Here is a 14,884-nt window from a genome sequence, read left to right on the forward strand (position 1 = left end):
CGGACGTTGCCCGTCGGCCGACCACCCACCGACGACCGCGGCGACGCGGGGCGGGGTGTGTCGTGGCGACGGGAGCCCGTTGAGACGGCGTACACTTCGAGCTTTCACTCAGTCGCCGGATCGACCGACCCCATGAGCGCCCCGAACGCCGCCCCCCACCCCGAACTCTCCGCCCTGGCCACGGCTGCAGCGAACTCGGGACCTGACGGTGCAGCGCTGGCGCGCTTCGTCGAACGCTTCTACGCCCGCGTGCCGCAGGAAGACCTCGCCCTCCGCCCGGCCGAAGCCTGGCTGGTCGTGGCGCGCGCGATGCTGGCCTTCGCCGCGGGTCGCGCGGCCGGCGCTCCGAAGCTCCGCCTGTCCAACCCCGATGCGTCCGCCCTGGGGTTCGCCAGCTCGCACACGGTGCTCCAAATCGCCAATGACGACATGCCGTTCCTCGTCGATTCGGTCAGCATGGCTTTGGCCGAGCGCGGCATCGGCATCCACCTGCTCGTGCACCCGGTGATCGACGGCGAGTCCCTGATGCACATCGAGATCGACCGACAGTCTCCCGAAGACTTCACGGCCATCGAACAGGCGCTGGTTGCCGCGCTCAGGGACGTGCGGCTTTGCGTGCAGGACTGGGCGGCGATGCGCGAAATCATGGTGCGTGCCGCCGACGACCTGGCCACACGCGCCCTGCCGGTCAACGATGTCATTCGCGCCGAGTCACAGGACTTCCTGCGCTGGGCCGCCGACAACCACTTCACCTTCCTTGGCTATCGGGAGTACCGGGTCGCCGGGGAGGGCGCCGCGCGCACGCTGGCTCCGGTCGAGGGCACCGGCCTTGGCCTGATGCGCCACGCCTCGACGCAACCGCCGCGAGCCGTCAGCGAATTCGCTGCGCATCGCCATGGGGGCGAACGCGACGTGCTCATCCTTACCAAGACGAACGCCCGCGCGACGGTGCATCGCCCCGGGTACATGGACTACATCGGCGTGCTCGTCTACGACGAGAACGGCGTGGCCGTGGCCGAGCAGCGCTTCCTCGGGCTCTACACGTCGGGGGCGTACAACCGCCGCCCCTGGGAGATCCCGCTGGTGCGTCGCCGCCACGACCAGATCATGGAGCGCTCCGGCCTCGCCGCCGCGAGCCATAGCGGCAAGGCGCTGCGCCACATCCTCGACACGCTGCCGCGCGACGAGCTCTTCCAAAGCTCGGTGGATGAGCTGTTCAGCACGGTGATGGGCATCCTGGCCCTGCAGGAGCGCGTGCGCAGCCGCCTGTTCCTGCGCCGTGACCGCTACGGCCGCTTCTTCTCGGCCCTCGTGTACATCCCGCGCGACCGCTTCAGCGGCGAGGTTCGCAACCGCATCGAGACCCTGCTGCGCGACGCCCTTCAGGGCGAGCGCCTCGACTCCAGCATCAGCATCGGCGAATCGCCGCTGGCGCAGATGTATCTCGTGATCCGCCCCAAAGCGGGCGCCACGGTGGCGGCCGACGCGGCGGCGCTGGAACAGCGCATCGCCGCCATCGTGCGCAACTGGCAGGACGGCCTGCGCGACGCGCTGGTCCGCGCCAAGGGCGAGAGCGACGGCCTGCGCCTGGCGCGACGCTTCGCGAAGGGCTTGCCGCCGGGTTACGTCGATGCCGTCACGCCGGAGATGGCCGCGCGGGACCTCGTGCGTGCCGACCAGCTGGCGTCCGAGAAGGACCTCGCGCTCTCGCTCTACCAGGCCGACGACGGCCTGCGCTTCAAGGCCATGCGACTGGATCGCGTGATCGCGCTCTCCGACGCGCTGCCGATGCTCGAGAACCTCGGGCTCCGCATCCTTTCCGAGCACCCGTACGAGCTCGAGGCCGACGGCCGCCTCGTGGCGATCCAGGACTTCGTGGTGCAGGCCCAGCGCCCGCTGGGCGACCTCGCCGCGGCGCGGGCCGATTTCGAGGACGCATTCGCCCGCGTCTGGTCCGGTGACGCCGAGAACGACGGATTCAACAAGCTCGTCCTTGCCGCAGGCCTGAGCTGGCGGCAGGTGGCGATGCTCCGCGGCTACGCCAAGTACCTGCTGCAAACCGGCGTACCGTTCTCGCAGGCCTACATGGAAGAGACGCTGGTGCGCTACCCGCTGGTCGCCCGCCTGCTCGCGGAACTGTTCGAAGCCCGCTTCAACCCGGGCCGCGGCCATGCCGACGCCGCACGCGCCGGCATCGCACGCGAGTCGCTGTCCCGCGTCCTGGACGGGCTGCCGGACGCCGAGCGGACCGCGCTCGCGGCCTCCGTCGACGCCGCGGCCGCGGCGATCGGCCAGGAGCGCACCGCCGCCATGGCCGGTATCGAGGAGGCGATGGGCGGCGTGCTCGAGCGCGTGTCCAGCCTCGACGAGGACCGCATCCTCCGCAGCTTCAAGGCGGTCATCCAGGCCACGCTGCGCACCAGCTTCCACCAGGCGAAGGGCCGCGACTACATCAGCTTCAAGTTCGACCCTGCCAAGGTCCCCGACCTGCCGAAACCCAAGCCCTACCGCGAGATCTTTGTCTACTCGCCGTGGGTCGAAGGCACCCATCTGCGCTTCGGGCCCGTGGCGCGCGGCGGCCTGCGCTGGTCGGATCGCCGCGAGGACTTCCGCACGGAGGTGCTGGGCCTCGTCAAGGCGCAGATGGTGAAGAACACCGTCATCGTGCCGGTGGGTTCGAAGGGCGGCTTCTTCCCGAAGCGCCTGCCGTCCAGCAGCGACCGCGACGCGTGGATGGCCGAGGGCATCGCCAGCTACAAGCGCTTCATCAACGGCCTGCTCGACATCACCGACAACATCGTCGACGGCAGGATCGTCCCGCCGGTCGACGTGGTCCGCCATGACGCGGACGATCCGTACCTGGTCGTCGCCGCCGACAAGGGCACGGCCACGTTCTCCGACATCGCCAACGGCATCAGTGCCGAGCACGGGTTCTGGCTGGGCGACGCCTTCGCCTCCGGCGGCTCGGTGGGCTACGACCACAAGGGCATGGGCATCACGGCGCGCGGTGGCTGGGAGTCGGTCAAGCGTCACTTCCGCGCCATGGGCCGCGACTCGCAGACGCAGGATTTCACCTGCGTGGGTGTCGGCGACATGTCGGGCGACGTGTTCGGCAACGGCATGCTGCTCTCGAAGCACATCCGCCTGCTGGCGGCCTTCGACCACCGCCACATCTTCCTCGATCCGAACCCGGACGCGGCGCGCTCCTTCGTCGAGCGTGAGCGCCTGTTCAAGCTGCCGCGATCGAGCTGGGACGACTACGACAAGGCGCTGATCTCCACGGGCGGTGGCGTGTTCCCGCGCTCGGCCAAGCACATCCCGGTCAGCCCGGAAGTCCGCGCCGCCCTCGGCATCGAGGGCGACGTGGAGCAGATGACGCCCGCCCAGCTGATGAACGCCATCCTCAAGGCGCCGGTCGACCTGCTGTGGAACGGCGGCATCGGCACGTACGTCAAGGCCAGCACCGAGACCCACGCCGACGCCGGCGACCGCGCCAACAACGGCCTGCGCGTGGACGGCCGCGAGCTGCGCTGCAAGGTGGTGGGCGAGGGCGGCAACCTCGGCATGACCCAGAAGGGCCGCATCGAAGCGGCGTTCAACGGCGTCCTGCTCAACACCGACTTCATCGACAACTCGGCGGGCGTCGACACGTCCGACCACGAAGTCAACATCAAGATCCTGCTTGGCGGGGTGATGGCGCGTGGCGGCCTGACGCTCGAGCAGCGCAACACGCTGCTGGCCGAGATGACCGACGAGGTCGGCGAGCTGGTGCTCAACGACAACTACCGCCAGAACCAGGCGATCAGCCTGATGGAGCGGATGAGCGTGCCGCGCCTCGGCAGCTTCCAGCACCTGATCCGCACGCTGGAATCGCAGGGCCTGCTCGACCGCGCCATCGAGTTCCTGCCGTCCGATGCCGAATTCAGCGACCGCCGCTCGCGAGGGCTCGGCCTGACGCGCCCGGAGCTGTCGATCCTGCTCAGCTACGACAAGATCGTGATCTTCAACCAGCTGCTCGACAGCGACGTTCCGGAAGACCCGTACCTGTCGCGCGAGCTGCAGCGCTACTTCCCGAAGCCGCTTCAGGAACGCTACGCGGCCGACATGGAAGGCCACCGCCTGCGCCGCGAGATCATCGCCACGGCGGTGACCAACTCGATGGTCAACCGCATGGGTTCGACCTTCGTGCTGCGCATGCAGGAGGACACCGGCGAGCAGCCGGCGCAGATCGCCAAGGCCTACACGATCGCCCGCGAGATCCTCGAGGCCCGCGCTTGGTGGTCGGCCATCGACGCGGCCGACCTACGCGTGCCGGAAACCGCGCAGATCGACGCGCTGATGGCCATCTGGCACCTGCTGCGCCAGTACACGCGCTGGATGCTCAACCTGCCGGGCGAGCAACTGGTCATCGCCTCCATGGTGGAGCGCTATGCGGCGAGCCTGCGCGAGCTTCGCGCGGTGCTCGCCGAAGCGCTCCCCGGCGAGGCAAAGACGCAGTACGAAGCCAGCATCGACGGCTGGTCTCGCAAGGGTTTCGCGCCGACGCTGGCCGCCGATTTCGCCGCCCTGCCGTTCCTCGCCTATGGCCTCGACATCGCGCAGATCGCCCTGCAGCGAAAGCTGCCGGTGGCCGACGTGGCGCGCGTCTACTTCTCGCTCTCGGATGAGCTGCACACCAAGTGGCTGATGGACCAGGTCGAACTGCTGCCGGTCGAGGGGCGTTGGCATGCGCAGGCCCGTGGCGCGCTCCGCGACGAGTTGCAGCAGCAGCAAAGCACGCTCGTCGGGCAAGTGCTGGGGAGTGCACCAGCCGGCAAGGGCGCCAACGAGGCCGTGGCGGATTGGCTGTCCCGGGAAGATTCGACGCTGCGCTACACGCTCGCGATGTTCGCCGACATGCGCAACCTGCGTGGAATGGACTACGCGACGCTGCTGGTCGCGGTTCGCCGCCTCGGGCAGATCGCCGCGGCCGGCGGCCGGGCCGGTTGATCGATCCGTCAGCGCATGGCCTTCACCCGAATCGCCTTCATGGCAAGCCCGACGGCGGAGGCCGAGGTGGCGCGCCGGGCATTGGAAGCCGCCCATGGGCATTGTCCGCCGGCGGAGGCCGACGTCGTGGTGGCCCTCGGCGGCGACGGGTTCATGCTGCAGACCCTGCATCGCCATGGCGGCCTCGGCGTGCCGGTCTACGGCATGAAGTTGGGCACGGTCGGGTTCCTGATGAACCAGTACCGTGCCGACGGCCTGCACGATCGCCTTGCCCGCGCACGGCACAACGTGCTCCGGCCGCTCGAGATGCAGGCCATGACCGAGGGCGGGCAGGCGATCACGTCGCTGGCCTACAACGAGGTCTCGTTGCTGCGGCAGACGCGGCAAACGGCCCACCTCCGGATCGCGGTGAACGGCCAGCGCAAACTGGATGAGTTGGTCTGCGACGGCATGCTGGTGGCGACGCCGGCAGGGTCGACGGCCTACAACTATTCGGCGCATGGACCCATCCTGCCGCTGGGCTCCGAGGTGATCGCGATGACGCCGATCGCCGCGTTCCGCCCCCGGCGCTGGCGCGGCGCGCTGCTGCGATCCGACGCCGAGATCGGCATCGAGGTGCTGGATGCCCTCAAGCGACCGGTCAGTGCCACCGCCGACTCGCACGAGGTCCGCAACGTCGTCGAGGTGCGTATCCGCGAATCGCGGACCCACACCGTGACCTTGTTGTTCGATCCCGAACACGACCTGGCGGACCGCATCCTCAACGAGCAATTCGAGAGCTGATGCGTCCCCTCGTCGTTGCTATCACCGCTCGGGCACTCTTCGACCTCGAGGACGGCCATGCCCTCTTCGAGCGCGAGGGCCTGCAGGCCTATGCCGCCTACCAGCGCGAGCGCGAGGACCAGCCGCTCCAGCCAGGGATCGCCTTCCCACTGGTGCGCAAGCTGCTCGCGCTGAATGCCCTGCTACCCGAGGGCGTCCCGCCGGTCGAGGTGATCCTGCTGTCGCGGAACTCCGCCGATACGGGGCTGCGCATCTTCAACGCCATCGAGCACTACGGGCTCGGCATCGTGCGCGCCGTGTTCACCAGTGGCGCGGATACCCACCCCTACATCCGCCCGTTCGGCGCGCAGCTGTTCCTCAGCGCCAATCCCGCCAGCGTACGCAGCGCGCTGGAGCACGGCGTCGCGGCCGCGACGATCCTGCCGACCGGCCTTCCTCCGGTCGATCGCCATCCGCAGCTGCGCATCGCCTTCGACGGCGATGCGGTGATCTTCGGCGACGAGAGCGAACGCGTCTCGCAGGAGGAGGGACTCCAGGCCTTCCACAACCACGAGACCGAACGGGCGCTCGAACCGCTGTCCGGCGGACCGTTCCGCGGCTTCCTTTCGGCGCTGCATACCCTGCAGCAGGCGCTGCCCGCCGACGATCCGCCGATCCGCATCGCGTTGGTGACGGCGCGCTCGGCCCCTGCGCACAAGCGCGTGATCCTCACCCTGCGGGAGTGGGGCATCCGCCTCGACGAGGCCTTGTTCCTCGGCGGGCGTCCCAAGGGGCCATTCCTCGACACCTTTGGCGCCGACATCTTCTTCGACGACTCGATGCACAACATCGAGAGCGCGATGCAGCACGTCGCTGCTGGGCACGTTCCGCACGGCGTCTCCAACGAATAGGACGGCTGATGCCGGGGGCATCAGCCGTTCATGGCAGCCGTCCTGGCCGCGCCAATGCCATCCGGTGAAGCAGCAGGGCGGACAAGGTCAGGGCGGCGCCACCAAGGAAGGCCGCCGCTCCCGCCCCCTTTTCCCACAGCGCTGCGGCCAGCAGCGCACCCAGCACGCCGCCAAGTCCCGACGAAAAGCCGTACATCAGTCCCTGGCCGGCGCTCGCTTCGTTGCCGGGGAACAGGGCCGCCATGCGATGCATCAAACAGGCATGGAACAGTGCGAAGCCCAAGGCGTGCGTGGATTGCGCCAGCAGCATCACCGGCATGGATGACGCGAACAGGGCGACCGCCACCCAACGCAGGACGGTCAGCCCGAGGCAAACCGCGACAAGGCGATCCACGCCATGGCGGCGGATCAGGCTCGGTGCCCACCAGAACAGCACGATCTCGGCGAGCACGCCGACCATCCACAGCATGCCGACGGCAAGCCCGTCGTGGCCGTTGGCACGCAGATGGAGGGTGTAGAAGACATAGAACGCGCCGAAACCGGCCTGCACGAGCAAGGCGAGCAGTAGCAGCGGTCGCACGCCCGCCCGCGACCAGAGGCCGCGCATCGCGACGCGCGATGCGCCCGCGGGCGGGACCGCCGGTGGATCGCGCCGGAACGGCCATGCCGCCCAGGCCATCAAGGCGAACCAGGGCAGCGTTGCGCCGACGAACCACGCGTCGCCCCACGCATCAAGCAGGGCACCGTAGGAACCTGCGACCACGAGGAAGCCCACCGAGCCCCACACCCGCAGCCGGCCGTAGCTCTCGCTGCGGCCATCGATCGCCCCAAGGGTCATGGCCTCGAACTGCGGCATAACGGCGTTGTAGAAGAGTCCGAACAGGAGCATCGCGGCGAACAGCCCGGCGACGGTGGAGACCGCGCCGAACGAGGCGAACGCGATGCCCGCAAGAATGCAGCCGCCCACCAACCAGCGTCCCGGACGGGGGCTGCGAGCCACGGCGCGCGACCACACGGGCGGGGCGATGATCCGCGACGCGTACCAGAGACCGAGCATGCCGCCCGCCACGAAACCGCTGAATCCGAGGTGGTCGACGAAGCGCGCCACGTAGGGCGTATAGGCACCCAAGGCCGCGTAGAAGCAGAAATAGAAGACCGCATAGCGGCGGAGTGGGGTGGGCATGGGAACGGACGCTTCGACGGCGCGTGAATGATCGCATTCCCGCGGAGGCGCCCGAGCGGCCAATCCAGAGGGATGGCAGGGATAGTTGCGAAAATCTCCCAGAGGTCGTGTAACTCCTTGTCGCTACTCAGAATTTAGAACTTCTCCGTTGTCTTCGCTACCGAACAAGGCGCGTCTCTGGCCGAACGACTCGGACGGAAATGTTGACTGCTCTTCGACACCGCACGAGAGATAATTGAGGAATGCGCTGCACCCTCGTCCTTGTCGTCACGCTGTTCGCCCTGCTGCTCGCGCAGATGGCGATCGCCGGCGCGCCGGCAATGACTGCGCCCGCGGAGACGCCAAGCGGTACGTCGGCCCCGTGCCACCCGGTGAGCCCCGATGCCCCGTCGTCAGACGACGTGCCGGAGCCGTGTGAAGCGCTGTGCGAAGCGGCCTGCGCCGCACCGAGCCTGGGGTTGTTGCTCCTGACGGTCTCGATTGACGCTCCCAGCGCCAGCCGCCTTCCCCTCCAGGGCGCTCGCGGCCACGGCCGACGCACCGGCGTGGAGCCTCGCCCCCCGAACGCCTGACTCACGCCCGCGCCGCGGCGTTTCGCCGCGGTCTTGCCCCACCCGGGGCGTGATTCGGAGTTCAACCATGATTCGGACTTTTTTTCGGCAGGCCCTCGCGGTCTGTCTGGTGCTGTCTGCGGGCTCTCTCGCGGCGCGCCCCGTCGGCTACGCCGACGGCCACATGCTTATGATCGATGCGACCGCGGACAATCAGCAGCTCGCCTACACCTACAGCCCCAGCTTCCGCTGGTCAGTGTCTGCGGGCCACGCCCGCGTCGAAGACGTCGAGGCCCTGGACGGCAACGTCAGCGTCAGCTTCGTTCGCAGCGCTCGGCTGCTTCACCGCTGGAACCTTCCCCGTGCGCAAGGCAACGCGTTCGTGTGGGGCGGGCTCGGTCGTGCCCGCTACTCGAACGCGGCGCTGCTGAACGGGCAAGGCGTCTGGCATGCCGGGCTGCAGCTCGATTACGAGACGCGACGCATCTACACCGCGTGGGTAACCGAGTACTTCAACGGTGACGGCTGGCAGTTCCGCAGCGACGTCGCATCGCTGGGCATCGCGCCCTACGAGCACGACATGGATCGCATGGCGACCTGGATCGTGCTCAAGGCCAAGCGCTCGTCCGGAATGCGGATGGACGAGATCAACAAGGAGCTTGCTCTGCGCCTGTTCACGCAAACCTGGTGGGTCGACGCCGGCGTGGATCAGCGCGGCCGACCCGCCCTCAATCTGATGTTCAACTTCTAACCCTTCTCACTCCAAAGGACCTATCCCATGAATCGCATCGCTCTCTCCTTCCTCCTCGCCCTTGCCGCGGCACCGGCGTTCGCCACTACGTTGAAGATGGAGGTCAATGGCCTCGTCTGTGCGTTCTGCGCCAACGGCATCACGCAGGCCTTTTCGAAGAAGCCCGAGGTCGCGGAGGTGCACGTCAGCCTCGAGGACCGCCTCGTGGCCGTCGCGCTCAAGCCGGGCCAGAACCTGACGGACGAGGCCGTCACGACATCGCTCAAGGACGCGGGCTACACCGTGGTCTCGATCCAGCGCACCGAGCAGACGGTCGATGAGATCCGCGCCGAGGTCGCCCGTGGCGGCTGATCCGCTGACGCCGCTGAAGACCAGTGCCTGGGGGGCGACCGGCGCCTTGGCCACCAGCATCGGCACCCTAGTGTGCTGCGTGCTTCCGGCGGTCATGGTCAGCCTGGGTGCGGGTGCTGCGTTGGCCGGTCTGGTCAGCGCCGTGCCGCAGCTGATCTGGTTGTCCGAGCAGAAGGCGCTCGTCTTTGGCATCGCCACGGCGATGCTGGCGCTTTCCGGCGCCATGCTGTGGAACGCGCGACGACTGCCGTGTCCGGCCGATCGGCGTCAGGCGGAAGCCTGTACCCGACTGCGCCGCTGGTCGCATCGGCTGTACGCGACAGCGGTGGTGCTGACAGCGCTGGGGGCCCTTTTCGCCTTCGGGCTACCCCTTCTCGCTTGACGGTCCAGTCCCCGGGACGAACGTCCCGGGGACCGCTTCGAGACGCGTCGCGACGTTCAGCGCTCGATCGGGACGGACTCGTAGCCAGCGTCCTGAATCGCGCCGACCAGGCGGGGCCGCTCGGCCGCATCGACGTCGACGTCGAGCTCGCGACGGCTGAGATCGATCACCACGGGTACTCCAGGAAACGCGGTCTGCATCGCGTGACGCAGCGTGCGGACGCAGTGGCCGCAGGTCATCTGCGGGATATGGAATCGCATGACGCTCTCCAAACGAGGATGTCATCCGACGATGCGGCTTACCCGCGTGGGAAGGTCAAGCGAGGCCGCATGACGACGGAATTGACCTTCCCACCGTGGGAGGCCGGATGCTGGGGCGTGTCATCCACGTGGGAGCTCGACCCGATGCCCTTGCGCCCTGATCCCCGGAGAAGCCCAACGCGCTCCACACCGTCGCCCGCTTCCGTGGACACCCCGGTGTCGATCGGCGTCGCCGCACGGATCGCCGGCATCACCGTGCGCATGGCGCGGCACTACGAGGCCGTAGGTTTACTTCCGCCAGCGAGCCGAACGCGCACGGGGGAGCGCCGGTTCAACCGCGCCGACCTCCACACGCTGGCGTTCATTGCTCGAGCGCGGGCGTTGGGCTTTCCGCTGGATGCCGTTCGGACGCTGCTGTCGCTGTGGCATGACCCGCACCGCAGCAATGCCGACACGCTCGCCCTGGCCGAAGTGCAGTTGGAAGAGCTTGACGGCAAGCGCGCCGCCTTGGAAACGATGTCCGGCGCGCTGCAGCGGCTGATCGATGCGTGTGCCGGGGACGGTCGTTCGGAATGCCCGATTTTGGACGACTTGGCGGAGCCTCCGCGATCGCCCCGAGCGTGGTGATCGTGCCGAGCGGAGGATGCTGAGGGGCGGACGTCGCGGGTGTGACGCGGCACACCCGCTTGGTGGTCAGTCCTCGATGTCCACGATGTCGGGACTGACGCCGAGGCGTTCCGCCACATCGGCCTTCAACGCGTCTTCGGAAGCGAACTCCGCGTTGTCGATCAGTTCGGGGTGGTCCTGCTCGTTCCCCTCTTCGTCTTCCGATGTCACCTCAGCGCAACGCAGCACGCCGTGCATGTACTCCGGTACCTCTTGGTCCAGATGGACCGTAACGCTTGCAATCTTCTTCATGGCTCGTACTCCTGTGTGGAATGGGCGCACCTCAGCCAATGAGGTGTCCACACCTATTTAGGCGAAACACCAGCCGACTGCACCTGGTTCGCGAAACGCTTGACCTGACGCGTGTCAGCCCGGGCAGTGTCGGGGTGCGGTCGCGACCGGGGCCGCATTTTCCTTCCATTGCCACGAGGACTTCCCCATGACTCACGGCTTCGACGTGCTGAAAACCCATCCCCATCCACCCCACGCCACGCTCGAGGACTGCATCAAGGCCTGCCTCGATTGCTGGGTGGCCTGCACCGCTTGCGCTGACGCCTGCCTGGCCGAGAAAGACCCCACCGGCATGGCCGCCTGCATCCGCCAGGACATCGCCTGCGCCACGGTGTGCGCCGCCACGGTCCAGCTGCTGATCCAGTCCGCGTCGCTCAAGGACCACGCCGCCGTTCGCGCCCAGCTCGAGGCCTGCGCGGCGGCCTGTGCGGCCTGCGAGAAAGAGTGCCGCAGCCACGCGCATCACCATCGCCACTGCGCTCACTGCGCCGAGGCGTGCAAGGCCTGTCGAGAGGCGTGCGAGCGCGCCCTGAAAGCCCTGGGCTGATCCCCAGACGGCCCGGCGCGGGCGCTCGCACGCCGCGCCGGGTTTCCTTCTTCCGACGGCGGCTCCACAGGTGCCGACGTGCTCCTGAACCACGCGGGCGGGTCTCGACAACGGGCATTGACCTTGCCCCGGTGGGAAGGGCCAAGGTGGCCCTGCGACCCGCCGGACGAGCCCCATGAACCCACCGAACGCCACGACGCTTCCCGTTGTTCTCGACATCGAAGGCATGACCTGCGCGTCCTGCGTGGGACGCGTGGAGCGAGCACTGCGCGGTGCGGACGGCGTCCGCGCGGCAACGGTGAATCTCGCCACCGAATCGGCTCGCGTGGAGGGCGTGATCGAGGATGTCGAGCGTCTGCTGCGGGCCGTGGTAGCGGCCGGCTACAGCGCTCGGGTTCGCGCGAGCGGCGTTCCGTCCCCGCCCCCGGTCGCCACCGATGCCCTGCGTCGGCACCTGATCATCGCCAGCGTGCTGACCTTGCCGCTGGTCGCGCCGATGCTGCTGCCCTTCGGCGTCCACGCCATGCTCCCCGGCGTCTGGCAGTGGGCGCTCGCCACACCCGTGCAGTTCTGGATCGGAGCGCGCTACTACCGAGGGGCGTGGTCGGCGGTTCGCTCCGGCAGCGCCAACATGGACGTGCTGGTCGCGCTGGGCACCACGGCCGGCTACGGCCTGAGCGTCTGGCACCTCGTTGATCCAGCGGCTGGAGCGGGCGCGGCGCTGTATTTCGAAGCCTCCGCGGCCATCATCACGCTCGTGCTGTTGGGCAAGTGGATGGAGGCCCGCGCCAAGCGCGATGCGTCCGCCGCCATCCGCGCCCTGCAGCAGCTGCGACCCTCGCTCGCGCGGGTGTGGATGCCGGACGGAACCGAGGCGGAATGGCCCATCGAGCGGGTGCGGGCCGGCGACCGCGTGGTGGTTCGACCGGGCGAGCGCGTGCCGGTGGATGGCGACGTGATCGACGGCCACACGCACGTCGACGAATCGATGCTGACGGGCGAGCCCTTACCGGTCAGCAAAGGCCCCGGCGATCGCGTGACCGGCGGCGGCGTGAACGGCGAGGGGCGCATCGTCGCCGTCGCCCGGACATCGGCCGCGGAAGGGACGCTGGCGCGGATCGTTCGCCTGGTCGAAGAAGCGCAGCTCCGCAAGCCGCCGATCCAGCGACTGGTCGATCGCGTCAGCGCCGTGTTCGTCCCGGCGGTGGTGCTGATCGCACTCGGCACCCTGGTGGGATGGGGTGTCACCACCGGCGACTGGGAGCGAGCGCTGATCACCAGCGTGGCGGTGCTCGTGATCGCCTGTCCGTGCGCCTTGGGTTTGGCCACCCCCACGGCGATCATGGCGGGCACCGGCCTGGCCGCACGAGCCGGCATTCTGGTGCGGGACGCGGTGGCCTTGGAAGCGGCCCGCGACGTCCGCGTCGTCGCGTTCGACAAGACCGGCACGCTGACCGAAGGCCGTCCGCGCTTGGCCGGCTTCTATCCGGCCGCGGGACCCCGCAGCGAGGCGCTGGCGCTCGCCGCTGCCGTGCAGCAGGACAGCGAGCACCCGCTGGCGAAGGCCGTGGTCACTGCGGCGCAGGCCGAAGGGCTCGCCATCGAACGCGCGGAGCACGCGAAAGCCATCCCCGGTCGCGGCGTCGAGGCCGTGATCGGCGGGACGACGTACGCCCTGGGCAGCGGCCGATGGATGGACGAGCTCGGCGTTGATCGCCAGCCCCTCATCCATGGCGCCGACGCGGCCGCGGCCCAAGGGATGAGCGTGTCGTGGTTGGCAGACCTCAACGCGACGGAGCGCCGGCTGGTGGCGCTGATGGTGTTCGGCGATGCGCTGCGCCCGGAATCGGTCGAGGCGATCGCGCTGCTGAAGGCCGACGGCATCCGCCCCGTGCTCGTCACGGGGGATCACGCCTTGGCAGCGGCCCACGTGGCGCAGGCGGTCGGCATCGCTGCCGACGACGTGCATGCCAGCGTGCTGCCGGAAGGCAAAGCGACCGTGGTGGCGGACCTCGCCCGGCATGGCCCGGTCGCCATGGTGGGCGACGGCATCAACGACGCGCCGGCGCTGGCCGCGGCGCGGGTTGGCATGGCGATGGGATCGGGCACCGACGTCGCCATGGAAACGGCGGGGATCACCCTGATGCGCGGCGACCCGCGCCTGGTGGCCGACGCGCTGGATCTGTCGCGACGCACCGTCCGCAAGATGCGGCAGAACCTGTTCTGGGCCTTCGTCTACAACGCCGTCGGCATTCCGCTGGCCGCGGGCGGCCTGCTCAATCCGATCGTGGCCGCGGCCGCGATGGCGCTGTCGAGCGTCAGCGTGGTCGGCAATACACTGCTGCTCAAGCGCTGGACCCCAAGGAGCCACCGATGACGCGGCGAGCCCATCGACCCGTCCCCGTGCCGAGTGGACCCCACACCATTGGGGAAGCGTCCGCCGCGTCCGGCGTGTCGGCCAAGATGATCCGGCACTACGAGGCGATGGGGCTGATCCCGGCCGCGGCGCGCACCGAGAGCAACTACCGGCTCTACTCGAACGCGGACGTGCACCGGCTCCGCTTCATCAAGCGGGCCCGGCTGCTGGGGTTTTCGATGAAGCAGATCGAGGTCCTGCTCGGCCTGTGGGCCGACCCTGCGCGCAGCAGCCGCGAGGTCAAGACCTTGGCCCTCGCGCACGCCGACGAGCTCGAGGCGCGAATCCGTGAAATGGCGGCGATGCGCGACACGCTGCTGGACCTGGCCCGCCACTGTCGCGGCGACAGCCGACCGGACTGCCCGATCCTCGCGGACCTGGCCCAGCCGGGTGGCGGTTAACGCTCGCCGATGTAGACTACGGCTCATGTCGCTCCTGCGCACCGCCCTCCACCTGCTGCTCGCCGTGGTCCTCGTGATCAACGGCGTCGCGGGCGTGGCGATGGCGGCGGCGATGACGAGCCACGACGCGGCGGCCGCGTCTGCGGCGACGCCCACGTCGCAAGCGCAGGGCGGCTGCCACGAGAGCCTCAATCAGGCTGCGGCGGCGAACAACGACCCCGCGGACTCGGGCAGCGATTGCTGCGCGGACGGCCGCTGTGCGTGCGCGTGCGTCCACCACGGCACGGTCGTGATGACGATGCTGTCGCCGGTGTCCGTGGTCGTCGCCTGGCCGTCCGTTCCGCCACTTGATGTGGCCGCCGCGCCGAGCGCGCCGGTCGCGCCCCAACTCCGACCACCCATCGCACGGATCTCCTGAGCGGG

15 protein-coding genes are annotated in these 14,884 nt (G+C 68.9%); 12 read left to right on the forward strand and 3 right to left on the reverse strand.

Annotation, left to right across the window (positions count from 1 at the left end; all coding sequences use genetic code 11):
* Positions 1-132 precede the first annotated feature (132 nt).
* Genes ACYVAK_RS08670 through ACYVAK_RS08680 form a run of 3 tightly spaced genes read left to right on the forward strand, consistent with a single transcriptional unit; the run spans position 133 to position 6,662 of the window.
* The gene (locus tag ACYVAK_RS08670; protein WP_461059946.1) at positions 133-4,989 is read left to right on the forward strand and encodes an NAD-glutamate dehydrogenase; all 4,857 of its coding nucleotides are present in this window, start codon (positions 133-135) and stop codon (positions 4,987-4,989) included.
* Between the two features lie 15 nt (positions 4,990-5,004).
* Entirely contained in the window at positions 5,005-5,772 is a 768-nt protein-coding gene (locus ACYVAK_RS08675) for an NAD kinase (protein ID WP_461059948.1), read from the forward strand.
* Positions 5,772-6,662, forward strand: a complete 891-nt coding sequence (locus tag ACYVAK_RS08680) for a 5'-nucleotidase (protein ID WP_461059950.1) — start codon at positions 5,772-5,774, stop codon at positions 6,660-6,662. Before ACYVAK_RS08675 ends, ACYVAK_RS08680 begins: the two co-directional genes overlap by 1 nt.
* A 28-nt stretch (positions 6,663-6,690) precedes the next feature.
* Here the strand turns inward: ACYVAK_RS08680 and ACYVAK_RS08685 are convergent, their stop codons facing one another.
* On the reverse strand, positions 6,691-7,845 hold the full coding sequence (locus ACYVAK_RS08685) for an MFS transporter (protein WP_461059952.1): 1,155 nt from the start codon (positions 7,843-7,845) through the stop codon (positions 6,691-6,693).
* Between the two features lie 242 nt (positions 7,846-8,087).
* Here ACYVAK_RS08685 and ACYVAK_RS08690 point away from each other — a divergent pair, with 242 nt between their 5' ends.
* From ACYVAK_RS08690 to ACYVAK_RS08705, 4 genes are all read left to right on the forward strand, one after another.
* A complete protein-coding gene (locus ACYVAK_RS08690; RefSeq protein ID WP_461059954.1) occupies positions 8,088-8,417 on the forward strand; it encodes a hypothetical protein in 330 nt (109 codons plus the stop codon).
* A 163-nt stretch (positions 8,418-8,580) separates the two neighbouring features.
* Positions 8,581-9,147, forward strand: coding sequence for a hypothetical protein (locus ACYVAK_RS08695; RefSeq protein WP_461059956.1), 567 nt, complete (start codon positions 8,581-8,583; stop codon positions 9,145-9,147).
* 27 nt (positions 9,148-9,174) lie between these two features.
* Positions 9,175-9,498, forward strand: a complete 324-nt coding sequence (locus tag ACYVAK_RS08700) for a heavy-metal-associated domain-containing protein (protein WP_461059958.1) — start codon at positions 9,175-9,177, stop codon at positions 9,496-9,498.
* Complete coding sequence (locus tag ACYVAK_RS08705) at positions 9,488-9,880, forward strand: hypothetical protein (RefSeq protein ID WP_461059960.1); 393 nt, start codon at positions 9,488-9,490, stop codon at positions 9,878-9,880. Before ACYVAK_RS08700 ends, ACYVAK_RS08705 begins: the two co-directional genes overlap by 11 nt.
* 56 nt (positions 9,881-9,936) lie before the next feature.
* Here the strand turns inward: ACYVAK_RS08705 and ACYVAK_RS08710 are convergent, their stop codons facing one another.
* On the reverse strand, positions 9,937-10,140 hold the full coding sequence (locus ACYVAK_RS08710; RefSeq protein ID WP_461059962.1) for a heavy-metal-associated domain-containing protein: 204 nt from the start codon (positions 10,138-10,140) through the stop codon (positions 9,937-9,939).
* A 204-nt stretch (positions 10,141-10,344) separates the two neighbouring features.
* Between ACYVAK_RS08710 and ACYVAK_RS08715 the strand changes: the two genes are divergently transcribed.
* On the forward strand, positions 10,345-10,767 hold the full coding sequence (locus ACYVAK_RS08715) for a MerR family DNA-binding protein (RefSeq protein WP_461059964.1): 423 nt from the start codon (positions 10,345-10,347) through the stop codon (positions 10,765-10,767).
* Positions 10,768-10,833: 66 nt separating this feature from the next.
* Here ACYVAK_RS08715 and ACYVAK_RS08720 read toward each other — a convergent pair whose 3' ends face one another.
* Positions 10,834-11,058, reverse strand: coding sequence for a hypothetical protein (locus ACYVAK_RS08720; RefSeq protein WP_461059966.1), 225 nt, complete (start codon positions 11,056-11,058; stop codon positions 10,834-10,836).
* Between the two features lie 187 nt (positions 11,059-11,245).
* Here ACYVAK_RS08720 and ACYVAK_RS08725 point away from each other — a divergent pair, with 187 nt between their 5' ends.
* The 4 genes from ACYVAK_RS08725 (at position 11,246) to ACYVAK_RS08740 (ending at position 14,879) form a co-directional block, all read left to right on the forward strand.
* The gene (locus tag ACYVAK_RS08725) at positions 11,246-11,644 is read left to right on the forward strand and encodes a hypothetical protein (RefSeq protein ID WP_461059968.1); all 399 of its coding nucleotides are present in this window, start codon (positions 11,246-11,248) and stop codon (positions 11,642-11,644) included.
* A 175-nt stretch (positions 11,645-11,819) separates the two neighbouring features.
* Entirely contained in the window at positions 11,820-14,021 is a 2,202-nt protein-coding gene (locus ACYVAK_RS08730) for a heavy metal translocating P-type ATPase (RefSeq protein WP_461059970.1), read from the forward strand.
* Positions 14,018-14,461, forward strand: coding sequence for a Cu(I)-responsive transcriptional regulator (cueR, locus tag ACYVAK_RS08735; protein ID WP_461059972.1), 444 nt, complete (start codon positions 14,018-14,020; stop codon positions 14,459-14,461). Before ACYVAK_RS08730 ends, cueR begins: the two co-directional genes overlap by 4 nt.
* Positions 14,462-14,486: 25 nt before the next feature.
* A complete protein-coding gene (locus ACYVAK_RS08740) occupies positions 14,487-14,879 on the forward strand; it encodes a CopL family metal-binding regulatory protein (RefSeq protein ID WP_461059974.1) in 393 nt (130 codons plus the stop codon).
* The last annotated feature ends 5 nt before the right edge of the window (positions 14,880-14,884 follow it).

The organism is Silanimonas algicola (assembly GCF_054777375.1).